1 protein-coding gene is annotated in these 495 nt (G+C 69.9%); it reads right to left on the bottom strand.

Annotated features, from left to right (window positions below; translation table 11 throughout):
* The coding region (locus EQG76_RS24765) for a virulence factor SrfB (RefSeq protein WP_200841095.1) at positions 1 to 495 on the bottom strand (495 nt) is incomplete at both ends.

Genomic DNA, 495 nt, shown 5'->3' with positions numbered 1-495 from the left:
GCCGATCCGCACCGGCGAGGGCCACCAGAACGCATCGCGGCGCCGCCCGGTGCGCCGGCTGAGGTCGGTGCGGCCGAAGCTCGCCGGGGCGAACTCGATCCGGCTGGCGAACGGGTCGGCATAGACCCGTTCCGGCCGAGACAGGTCACGCAGCTCCAGCCGGTAGGCCTGGCCGATGTCGACCACGCCCCGGTCCTTAGGCTGCTCGATGATGATCCCGCAGGTCCGGCTGTTGCCGACATCGACCACGAGATCGACGTCGATCGGCTCGTTTTGCAGGGACGGGGTGAGCGTGTCGACGAAGCGCAGCACCGGGATGTCCAGGGTCTGCGCCAGCGCGTCGAGCAGGACGAGATAGGCCGCCCAGTACTCGCCGGGCTCGGCCAGGTCGTCGAGATGGAGCGGCCGCTTGCGGTCGCGGCTCCGCCCAGCGAGATAGGCGTCCGCGATCCAGGTGCGGACCCAGTCCAGCATCAGGAACCAGCGGTTGCGTAC

Source organism: Geminicoccus flavidas (assembly GCF_009806515.1).
GTDB classification, from domain to species: domain Bacteria; phylum Pseudomonadota; class Alphaproteobacteria; order Geminicoccales; family Geminicoccaceae; genus Geminicoccus; species Geminicoccus flavidus.
Note: the sequence above shows the minus strand (reverse complement) of the source record. Positions and strands in the feature narration are given on the sequence as shown.